The sequence below is a fragment of the uncultured Gordonia sp. genome (assembly GCF_937858515.1).
Taxonomy (GTDB): Bacteria; Actinomycetota; Actinomycetes; order Mycobacteriales; family Mycobacteriaceae; genus Gordonia.
In genome coordinates, this window is the sequence record NZ_CALLZT010000014.1 from 1 (window position 1) to 10,107 (window position 10,107).

The following is a 10,107-nucleotide window of genomic DNA, read 5'->3' on the forward strand; positions in this document are numbered from 1 at the left end:
ACGATTCGGCCACGTCCGAGGTCGTAGGGCGAAAGCTCAACGACCACCCGATCCTCCGGCAGGATGCGGATGTAGTGCTGCCGCATCTTGCCGCTGATGTGGGCGAGGACCTTGTGTCCGTTCTCCAGCTCAATGCGGAACATCGCATTGGGCAGAGGCTCGACAACACGTCCCTCGACCTCGATGGCCCCGTCTTTCTTCGCCATATCCTCCGCGATCCTGGCCTGCGATTGCCCGCAAGCCCGGTTGAATCCTTGTCTATCCGTTACGGTGATGACACTCCGTCACCGGAGGTCATCGTGGTGCACTCCCCGGGCCCTACGCGATCGCCGGAGCAATGACACGCAAAAAACGGGCACGCGACGCGCACCGACGTTCCATGCTACGCCTCCCTGGCAACCAGTCCAAATGCACCGATCCAGGCACGTCGGCAGTGGCAGGCGTCGGACGATTGCCACTGCATCCGCCGGTTGACGGCATCGGCGGCACACCACGGTCGTCACCTGGCAGACTTGGCGCATGCAGCAGTTTCTGGTGCGCACCGCACTGACCGCGTTCACCCTGTGGATCGCCACGTTGATCGTGCCCGGCATCGACTTCATCGGCGGCGACCAGACGTGGGAGAAGATCGGGATCGCCGCGTTCGTGGCGATTATCTTCGGCCTGGTCAACGCGGTGATCAAACCCGTCGTGCAGTTGTTCGCGATCCCGCTGTACATCCTCACCATCGGCCTGATCCACATCGCTATCAACGCGCTGATGCTCGAACTCACGGCCTGGATCACCCGCAACACCACGCACTGGGGCCTGGAGGTGGAGTCCTTCTTCTGGGCCGCGATCCTCGGTGCCATCGTCGTCTCGATCGTCGGTTGGATCCTCGACATCACACTCAAGGAAGACCCGTGGCGCTGAGCCGACCGATGACAGCGATCTGTCCGGAACTCAGGAGCCAGGCCCGTGGCACCTGAGTTCCGGATTGTTGTGTCCGCATCTGCCGAAGGAGCCTCATGACCACGCGTCGCCGTGCCCTCGTTCTGCTTCCGCTTCTGACCGCGGGACTGCTCGCCGGATGTGGCGACGACGGTCCGAGCGGTGGCGAGCCGCGCAAGGTCACGGTCATCGGTACCGGTGAGGCCACCGGCGTCCCCGACACAGTGACCGCTGTGGTCGGCGTCGAAGCCGAAGGTGACGACGTGTCGACGGCGCTGAACGAGGCCAACACCAAGATCAAGGCCGTCACCGACGCCGTCGTCAAAGCCGGCGTCAAGAAGGAGGACGTGCAGACCCAGCAGGTGTCGCTGTCCCCGCGCTACACCCGCCCCGACCCCGGCCAGGCGTCGGGGATCGGCGGTTACACCGCCACCAACACACTCACCATCAAGGTCCGCGACGTCGGCGCGGCCTCGAACGCGCTCACCGCGGCGGTCAATGCCGGTGGCAACAACACCCGCATCAACAGCGTCGGCCTGTCCATCGACGACGACGCCGATCTCCTCAAGCAGGCCCGTACCCGTGCCTTCACCGATGCCCGCACCCGGGCGCAGCAGTACGCATCGCTGGCCAAGGACGATCTCGGTCCGGTGCTGTCCATCGACGAGCAGGTCAGCAGTGCGTCGCCCAAGACGTACGCCCGCGAGAGCGCGGGCGACGCATCGGTGCCCATCTCCCCCGGCGAGCAGACGCTCACCTTCACCGTCACGGTGTCGTTCTCCCTCAAGTAGTTCTGCTTTGCAGTGAGTTAAGAAATATCTGCTGCGACAACCGCTTTGCACGTTCACCCGCGTCGGTGTGACTAATCATCACACCGAATCAAACCATTGGGCACGGCTTCCCGAATTGGCACCCTTGCGCGAGCAACCAATCGACGGAACCCCGCTGTTCCATGACTTCGAAGCGAGTACGTGCCGTGCGCAAGAGCCGGAAAACCCTGTCCGCCGGCCGGTGGGTCCTGACCACACTGGTCGCGATCATCGCGTTGATCCTGACCGCCTGCGGATCCTCCGACGACGGCGAGGTCGATCTCAGCAAAGAACTGCCCACCGAGATCCCCGCCGGAACCAAGATCGTCTGGGCCGATCAGCAGAACAAGTACCAAACCCTGTTGGCCGCATCGGGTCTGGACAAGGACCTCCCCTACAAGCTGGAGTACGCGAACTTCACCGGCGGTCCGGCGGTCCTGGAGGCATTCCGCGCCGGCACCGCCGACGTCGCCGGTGTGGGCGATGTGCCGCCGATACATGCGCAGCTCACCGACCAGAAGGTACCGATCATCCTGGCGCTGCAGACCGGCGTCGACACGTATTCGCTTGCCACCGCACCGAAGTCAAAGGTGCCGACCGCCGCCGACCTGCGCGGCAAGAAGATCGCTTACGCCGAGGGCACGGCCCAGCAGGCCGCGGTGCTACGGGCCATCGACAACGCCGGGCTCAAGGTCAGCGACGTGACGCTGGTCAAACTCAAACTCGCGGAATTCTCCGATGCACTCGGCGCCAATCAAGTGGACATCGCTCCGCTCAATGAGCCCCGGCTGACCCGCTACCTGCGTGACTTCGGACGCGACGGTGCGTCGTTCGTCGATCCCAAGAGCGTCGGCCAGATCAGCGAGGGCCTGTCCTATATCTACGCGCGCGGCGAATCCCTCACCGACACAGCCAAATCCGCCGCACTGCGCCACCTCGAGGGCGTCATCATCAAGGCGTATGACTGGGCCAACAAGAATCCCGCGGCCTGGATCGACGCCTACTATGTCAAGAATCAGAACGTCACCGCCGACGACGGCTGGCGCATCCTGCGCAGCACCGGAACCACCGGTTTCCCCAAACTCGATGACGCCCTGATCGCCCGTCAGCAGGGCACCATCGACGTGCTCGACAAGGCCGGTCAGCTGCCGAAGAAGGTCAAGGCGTCCGACGATTTCGACCTCCGCTTCGCTCCCGTCATCGAGCAGGCCGTATCCGAGACCGGCATCAGCCGCGGATCGGAGAAGATCCAGTGACCACCGCGGCACCGTCGAGGAGACTCGGCAGGCATGCGGCACCGGTGACGACGCCGCAGGTCCGGACCGAATCGTCGGCCGGCTACCCACATCTCGAACACCGTGGCACCGCACCGCGGCGCAGGCTCGGCCCCGGAAAGCCGATTCCCGGCGGCTGGCTGCTAGGACCGGCTGTGCTGGTGTCGATCTGGTTCCTCGGATCGGCCACCGGGTTCATCGATGAACGCACTCTGCCCGCCCCGTGGGTGATCGGGTCGACGGCCGCAGATCTGTGGTCCGACGGACGGTTGCCCGAAAACATCCTGGCCTCACTGAGACTCGCGAGCATCTCGCTGGTGATCGGTGTGGTCGCCGGCCTGGTGATGGCGCTGGCCGCCGGCCTGAGCCGACTCGGTGAGGCGCTGCTCGACGGCCCGGTGCAGATCAAACGCGCGATCCCCACCCTGGCCATCATCCCGCTGGCGATCATGTGGTTCGGCATCGGCGACACGATGAAGATCACCATCATCGCGCTGGCGGTGCTGATCCCGATCTACATCAACACCCACGCCCAGCTGCGGGGTGTCGACCTGCGGCACGTCGAACTCGCTCAGACGGTTGGGCTTTCGCGTCTGGAGTTCATCCGGCGGGTCGCTCTGCCCGGCGCAATTCCCGGCTTCTTCACCGGACTGCGGCTGGCGGTCACCACATCCTGGCTGGCCCTGGTCGTGGTGGAACAGATCAACGCCACCAAGGGCATCGGCTATCTGATGGATCAGGCCCGTACCTACGGGCAACTCGACATCGTCGTCGTCGGGCTCGTCGTGTACGGCGTGTTCGGACTTCTCAGCGACACCCTGGTACGTCTCATCGAACGGAGGGCACTGGTATGGCGCCGGTCATTGGGCAGCTGATCGATTCACCTGAGCTGCAACAGAAATCATCGTCTGCCGAGCCGGTTCTGGTGGCCGACAAGCTCACCCGCCGGTTCGGCGACCGCACGGTCCTCGACGGCATCGACCTGACCATCGGGCGCGGCGAGTTCGTGGCGTTGCTCGGGCGCAGCGGCAGTGGCAAGTCCACGCTGCTACGTGCGGTCGCCGGACTCGACGTCGGCGTCGATGGCACCGGCGATCTGTTCGTCGCCCGCAATTCGTCTGTGGTGTTTCAGGATTCGCGCCTGCTCCCGTGGTCGCGGGTGCTGCCCAACGTCACCCTGGGTCTGTCCGGTCGTGACGCCGCAGAGGCCGGCCGCACCGCGCTCGCCGACGTCGGACTCGCAGGCCGCGAACGGGCCTGGCCCACCGAACTCTCCGGTGGCGAACAGCAACGTGTGGCGCTGGCCAGATCGCTTGTGCGCCAGCCCGAGTTGCTGCTTGCCGACGAGCCGTTCGGAGCGCTCGACGCCCTCACCCGCATCCGCATGCACGGCCTGCTGCGCGAGCTGTGCAGCAAGTACCGGCCCGGCGTGCTGCTGGTCACCCACGACGTCGACGAGGCGATCACCCTCGCCGACCGGGTCCTCGTCCTGGACAACGGCCGCTTCGTCGCCGACCGCAGCCTCGATTCCCTCGGCCCCCGACGCTCCCTGCGCGACCCGGAGTTCGTCGCCCACCGCGAGGCCCTCCTGGCCGCCCTCGGCGTCGACGTCGCAGCGCATTGAGTAACCAGCGATAGGTCACCGGACCCTTCGAGACGCGGTCGGCTCGCAAGCTCGCGCGACAGCTCCTCAGGGATCAAGAATCTCACCGCGCCCAAAAGACACAAGACACACCTTGACCCCGAGGCCCACGCAACAAAGACACAACCACGCACCTTGATCCCTGAGGCCGACGCGACGAAGGAGCAAGGGACGCGTTGGGTCCGGCGACCTTTCGACACCTGACGCATCCACCCCAGAACAGAAGGAACACACCCATGTCCACCCGACAACTCCATCTGAACGCCTTCATCTACCCCGCCGGCCACCACGAGGCCGCGTGGCGGCACCCGCGCAGCCAACCGCACCGTGTCTTCGACGCCGACTACTACCAGGAAATCGGAAAGGCAGCCGAGGCAGCACTTTTCGACGCCGTATTCTTCGCCGACGGCCCGGCCCTGCGCAGCGAGGCCGCCTACAGCACCGCCGGCCGCCTCGAACCGATCACCGTTCTCGGCGCGATCGCCGCGGCCACCGAACGCATCGGGCTGATCGCCACCGCCTCCACCACCTACTACGAGCCATACAACCTGGCGCGCCTGTTCTCGACCCTGGACTTCATTTCCAAGGGCCGGGCGGGCTGGAACATCGTCACCACCTCCACCGATGCCGCGGCCGAAAACTTCGGTCTCACTGCACATCCCGACCCGGTGTCCCGTTACAAGCGGGCGGCCGAGTTCGTCGACACCGCCACCCGGTTGTGGGATTCGTGGGAGGACGATGCCGTTCTCCTGGATCGCGACAACGGCCGCTATGCCGACACCGGCAAGATCCACCGAGCCGAGTTCGTCGGCGAACACCTCACCGTCCGTGGCGCTTTCAACGCGCCACGCTCTCCGCAGGGTTATCCGGTGTTGGTGCAGGCGGGCGCATCCAACGACGGCCGTGCCTTCGCCGCCCGCTACGCCGAGGCCATCTTCACCGCACACCAGTCGCTGTCCAACGCGCAGGCCTTCTACTCAGACATCAAGGCACAGGCAAAGGCATTGGGCCGCAATCCCGATCACATCAAGATCCTGCCCGGCCTGAGCCCCTTCATCGGCGACACCGAAACCGCGGCAAAGGAACTCGAGAACGAGTTCAACGAACTCACCGTACCCGCCTACGGTCTCAACCAGATTCGCGGCCTCGCCGACGTCGACCTGTCGGCCCTGGACCTCGACGCACCGGTCCCCCTCGACGCCTTCGGCGAGGCCGGCAACGTCACCGACAACAAGCGCAGCCGCAAACAGGTGGTCGCCGAGATCGTCGCCAAGGAACGCCCGACGGTCCGCAGGCTCCTGCACCGACTGGCCGGGGCGCGCGGCCACCGCGTATTCGCCGGCACCCCGGAGCAGATCGCCGACACCATCGAAGAATGGTTCACCCAGGGCGCGGCCGACGGTTTCAACGTGATGCCGCCCTACTATCCGGGTGGGCTCACGGACTTCACCGAGCACGTAGTCCCGATCCTGCAGCGCCGCGGCCTGTTCCGCACCGAATACACCGGCACGACGCTGCGCGATCATCTCGGTCTGCCCCGGCCGGAGAACCAGTTCGCGGTCCGGCAGGCGTCAGCGCAGAACGCCAGTTGATCGGCACCGACCACGCCGGTTCCCAGACCCTGACCGTTCATTGCCGTCCACCGCGCGCACGGCCGCGTAGCGGGACTGGCATGCTGGATCGATGCGAGCAGTCGTCCAGCGAGTCAGCCAGGCAAGCGTCACCGTCGACGGCGAAGTGGTCGGAGCCCTGGACATAGGCGCCGACGAACACGGCCTCGTCGTGCTCGTCGGCGTCACCCATGACGACACCGCCGATGATGCCGCGAAGCTGGCCGACAAGATCTGGCGGCTACGTATTCTGCCCGGGCCGGATCGGGAACTGTCCGCGGCCGACGTCGGTGCGCCGATCCTGGTGATCAGCCAGTTCACCCTGTACGCGAACACCGCCAAGGGCCGACGCCCGTCGTGGAACGCCGCCGCCCCCGGACCGATCGCCGAACCCCTCGTCGACGCCGTCGTCGACGCGCTACGGTCGTTCGGGGCCACTGTCGCCACCGGACGCTTCGGCGCCCACATGCACGTGTCGCTGGTCAACGACGGCCCGGTCACCCTCATCCTGGACACCGATCCGCGCTGATACGGCGCTAGCGTAAACCCATGGGCCGTATCACCACCCGACGCCGCGTCACCCGCATCCGGGGTGACGGGCATACCGTGGCGCGCCCCGACACCCTCGCGGTGGAGGAACCACTGGAAATCCGGGTCGGCGGCAAGTCGTTGGTGGTGACAATGCGCACCCCGGGCAACGACGTCGAGCTCGCCGCCGGTTTCCTCGTCTCCGAGGGCGTGCTGACCGGAGCCGACGATCTGGTCACGGCCCGCTACTGTGCCGGAACCGGCGCCGACGGCGCCAACACCTACAACGTCCTCGACATCGTCCTCGCCGCGCACGTGGCTCCCCCCGCCCCCGAACTGGCCCGGAGTTTCACCACCACCAGCGCTTGCGGGGTGTGCGGCAAGGACAGCATCGACGCGATCGCGATCCGGTCGTCGTTCGGTGTCGCCGACGACCCACTGACCATCTCCGTCGCTGCTCTCCTGGAGTTCCCCGCCCGGCTACGCGATCACCAGAGCGTCTTCGACAAGACCGGCGGCCTGCACGCGGCGGCCCTGTTCGACGGCCGCACCGGCGAACTCGTCGTCGTCCGCGAGGATGTGGGTCGGCACAATGCCGTCGACAAGGTGATCGGCTGGGCCCTCACCCAGGGGCTACTGCCGCTGCGCGGTCACATCCTGCAGGTATCCGGGCGGGCGAGTTTCGAACTGGTACAGAAAGCGGTGATGGCAGGAATCCCGATGCTGTCGGCGGTATCCGCCCCATCGTCGCTGGCCGCCGATCTCGCCGACGACTCCGGCCTCACCCTCCTGGGCTTCGTCCGCGGCGACTCCCTCGTCGCCTACACCCGCCCCGACAGACTGTCCGCGAACAACGTTGAGAGCCTCACGTCGCCGGACCCTTCGTGACGAGTCGGCTCGCAAGCTCGCGCGACCCTCCTCAGGGATCAAGATGCCCGGCCGCGACGAACAAACGACCACCTATCCCGACACCAAGGCAACCAAACCTCTTCAACCCCGACACCAAAACAACCAAACCTCTTGATCCCTGAGGCTGAAGCGACGAAGGAGCGAAGGTCACGAAGGGTCCGGTGACAATCCGCGCATGACCGGACCACCGCGAAACGAAGCGCCTACGGCCGCGTGGTGAGAATCCGCGGCCCGTCCCCGGTCACGACAACCGTGTGCTCCCAGTGCGCCGCCCGCGACCCGTCGTCGGTGACGACGGTCCAATCATCGCCGAGTACCGACGTTTCGGTGGTCCCCAACGTGAGCATCGGTTCGATAGCGAGGGTGGAGCCGATCACCAGCAACGGCCCACGATTGGGTTTGCCCTCGTTCGCCAGGAATGGGTCCAGGTGCATTTCGCGGCCGATGCCGTGCCCGCCGTACCCGGAGACGATGCCGAACCCGCGGCCGAACTTCACCTCGGCCGCACGAGTGGCCTTCTCCAAAGCGTGGGAGATGTCGGTGAGCCGGGCACCATCGACCATCGCCGCGATTCCGGCGTCGAGCGTGAGCCGGGTGGCCTCGCTCAGATCCGAATCGGCCTGCGAGATCTCACCGATACCGAAGGTCCAGGCCGAGTCGCCGTGCCAGCCGTCGAGGATGGCGCCGCAGTCGATGGACACGAGGTCGCCGTCGGCGAGGACGGTGTCCTTGGTGGGGATGCCGTGCACCACCACCTCGTTCACGGAGCTGCAGATGGAGCCGGGAAATCCGTGATAGCCCTTGAAAGACGGGACGGCCCCCGCCTCGCGGATCACCGTTTCGGCGATCTCATCGAGGTCGAGGGTCGACATCCCTGGTGTGGCCGCCTCACGCACCGCGACCAGTGCTGCCCCGACGATCGCACCGGCCGCCGCCATCGCGTCGACTTCGGCGGCGGTGCGAAACGGGACCTTCTTCTTTGTCCTGCGCAACACGGCTCAGTTGTCGCCGAGCGCGCCGAGAATCCGCTGATGCACCTCTTGCACGTCTCCGACGGCGTTGATGGCCATGATGTGCCCGGCGTAGTACTCCAGCAGCGGCGCGGTCTCGGTGGCGTACACCGAGAGGCGGTTGCGGATCACTTCCTCGGTGTCATCGGCGCGGCCACGGGCCAGCATCCGCTCGACCACCACGTCGGCGTCGACCTCGAGCGACAGCACCCCGTTGAGGGTCTCGTCGAGGTTGGTGAGGATCTCGACGAGCGCGTCGGCCTGCCCGGTGGACCGGGGAAAACCGTCGAGCAGGAAGCCCTTGACGGCGTCGGGCTCGGCGAGCCGGGCACGCACCATGTCGACGGTGATCTCCGACGGCACGAGGTTGCCTGCGTCGAGGTACTTCTTGGCCTCGATACCCACCGGAGTGCCCTGCGAGATATTGGCGCGGAACAGATCACCGGTGGAGATGTGCGGGATCCCGAGAGCCTCGCTGAGCAGCTCTGCCTGTGTGCCTTTGCCCGCTCCGGGCGGACCGAGAATAACAAGTCTCACTTGAGGAACCCTTCGTACTTCCGTTGCATCAATTGACTGTTGACCTGCTTCATCGTGTCCAATCCGACACCGACCATGATCAGCACCGCGGTGCCGCCGAAGAAGTTCAGTCCGCTGGCCGAACCGCCACTGCTCATGTCGAGGAAGACGTTGGGCAACACGGCGATGATACCGAGGTAGATCGAACCGGGCAGGGTGATTCGGCTCAGCACATAGCCGAGGTAGTCGGCGGTGGGCTGGCCGGGACGGATACCCGGGATGAATCCGCCGTACTTCTTCATGTCGTCGGCACGCTCTTCGGGGTTGAAGGTGACGGCCACGTAGAAGTACGTGAAGAAGATGATCATCGCGAAGTACAGCAGGATGTGCGACCAGCTGGTCGGATCCGTCAGATAGTCGTTCATGAACTTCTTCCAGCCCGACGTGTCGTTGGACCCGGCGGTGAGCTGGAGGATGAGCTGCGGCAGATACAGCAACGACGACGCGAAGATCACCGGGATGACGCCGGCCTGGTTGACCTTGAGCGGCAGATACGTCGACGATCCGCCGTACATCTTGCGGCCCACCATGCGCTTGGCGTATTGCACCGGGATGCGGCGCTGGCCCTGCTCAACGAACACGACACCGGCGATGATGACGAGGGCGGCCACGCACACGAGCGAGAATGCGAGTGCGCCGCGCTGGTCGAGGATGGCTTTGCCCTCGGAGGGGATGCGGGCGGAGATACCGGCGAAGATCAGCAGCGACATGCCGTTGCCGACGCCGCGCTCGGTGATGAGCTCACCCATCCACATGACGACGCAGGCGCCCGCGGTCATGACGAGCACGACGATCGTCAGCGCGAACACCGACTCGTCG

12 protein-coding genes are annotated in these 10,107 nt (G+C 65.7%); 8 read left to right on the forward strand and 4 right to left on the reverse strand.

Features of this window, described 5'->3' with window-relative positions:
• Positions 1-206: translation initiation factor IF-1 (gene infA / locus Q0627_RS01170; RefSeq protein ID WP_298807239.1), on the reverse strand; the 206-nt coding region annotated here is incomplete at its 3' end.
• A 313-nt stretch (positions 207-519) separates the two neighbouring features.
• Between infA and Q0627_RS01175 the strand changes: the two genes are divergently transcribed.
• From Q0627_RS01175 to fdhD, 8 genes are all read left to right on the forward strand, one after another.
• Complete coding sequence (locus tag Q0627_RS01175) at positions 520-912, forward strand: phage holin family protein (RefSeq protein ID WP_291019542.1); 393 nt, start codon at positions 520-522, stop codon at positions 910-912.
• Between the two features lie 95 nt (positions 913-1,007).
• Positions 1,008-1,721, forward strand: coding sequence for an SIMPL domain-containing protein (locus Q0627_RS01180; RefSeq protein WP_291019540.1), 714 nt, complete (start codon positions 1,008-1,010; stop codon positions 1,719-1,721).
• A 161-nt stretch (positions 1,722-1,882) separates the two neighbouring features.
• Positions 1,883-2,995, forward strand: a complete 1,113-nt coding sequence (locus tag Q0627_RS01185; protein ID WP_291019538.1) for an ABC transporter substrate-binding protein — start codon at positions 1,883-1,885, stop codon at positions 2,993-2,995.
• Between the two features lie 44 nt (positions 2,996-3,039).
• Positions 3,040-3,888 carry an ABC transporter permease gene (locus Q0627_RS01190; RefSeq protein WP_291019669.1) on the forward strand — a complete coding sequence of 283 codons (849 nt, stop codon included), beginning with the start codon at positions 3,040-3,042 and terminating at the stop codon, positions 3,886-3,888.
• Positions 3,864-4,637 carry an ABC transporter ATP-binding protein gene (locus tag Q0627_RS01195; protein ID WP_291019535.1) on the forward strand — a complete coding sequence of 258 codons (774 nt, stop codon included), beginning with the start codon at positions 3,864-3,866 and terminating at the stop codon, positions 4,635-4,637. The genes Q0627_RS01190 and Q0627_RS01195 overlap by 25 nt, the downstream gene beginning before the upstream one ends.
• A 254-nt stretch (positions 4,638-4,891) precedes the next feature.
• Positions 4,892-6,247, forward strand: a complete 1,356-nt coding sequence (locus Q0627_RS01200) for an LLM class flavin-dependent oxidoreductase (protein WP_291019532.1) — start codon at positions 4,892-4,894, stop codon at positions 6,245-6,247.
• Between the two features lie 91 nt (positions 6,248-6,338).
• The gene (gene dtd, locus Q0627_RS01205) at positions 6,339-6,794 is read left to right on the forward strand and encodes a D-aminoacyl-tRNA deacylase (protein ID WP_291019529.1); all 456 of its coding nucleotides are present in this window, start codon (positions 6,339-6,341) and stop codon (positions 6,792-6,794) included.
• 20 nt (positions 6,795-6,814) lie between these two features.
• Positions 6,815-7,681: a formate dehydrogenase accessory sulfurtransferase FdhD gene (gene fdhD, locus Q0627_RS01210; protein ID WP_291019526.1), complete on the forward strand. Its 867-nt coding sequence runs from the start codon at positions 6,815-6,817 to the stop codon at positions 7,679-7,681.
• A gap of 224 nt (positions 7,682-7,905) precedes the next feature.
• Here fdhD and map read toward each other — a convergent pair whose 3' ends face one another.
• From map to secY, 3 genes are all read right to left on the reverse strand, one after another.
• On the reverse strand, positions 7,906-8,697 hold the full coding sequence (map, locus tag Q0627_RS01215; protein WP_291019524.1) for a type I methionyl aminopeptidase: 792 nt from the start codon (positions 8,695-8,697) through the stop codon (positions 7,906-7,908).
• Between the two features lie 3 nt (positions 8,698-8,700).
• Complete coding sequence (locus tag Q0627_RS01220; RefSeq protein ID WP_291019522.1) at positions 8,701-9,249, reverse strand: adenylate kinase; 549 nt, start codon at positions 9,247-9,249, stop codon at positions 8,701-8,703.
• Positions 9,246-10,107: preprotein translocase subunit SecY (gene secY / locus Q0627_RS01225; protein WP_298807250.1), on the reverse strand; the 862-nt coding region annotated here is incomplete at its 5' end. The genes Q0627_RS01220 and secY, both read right to left, overlap by 4 nt.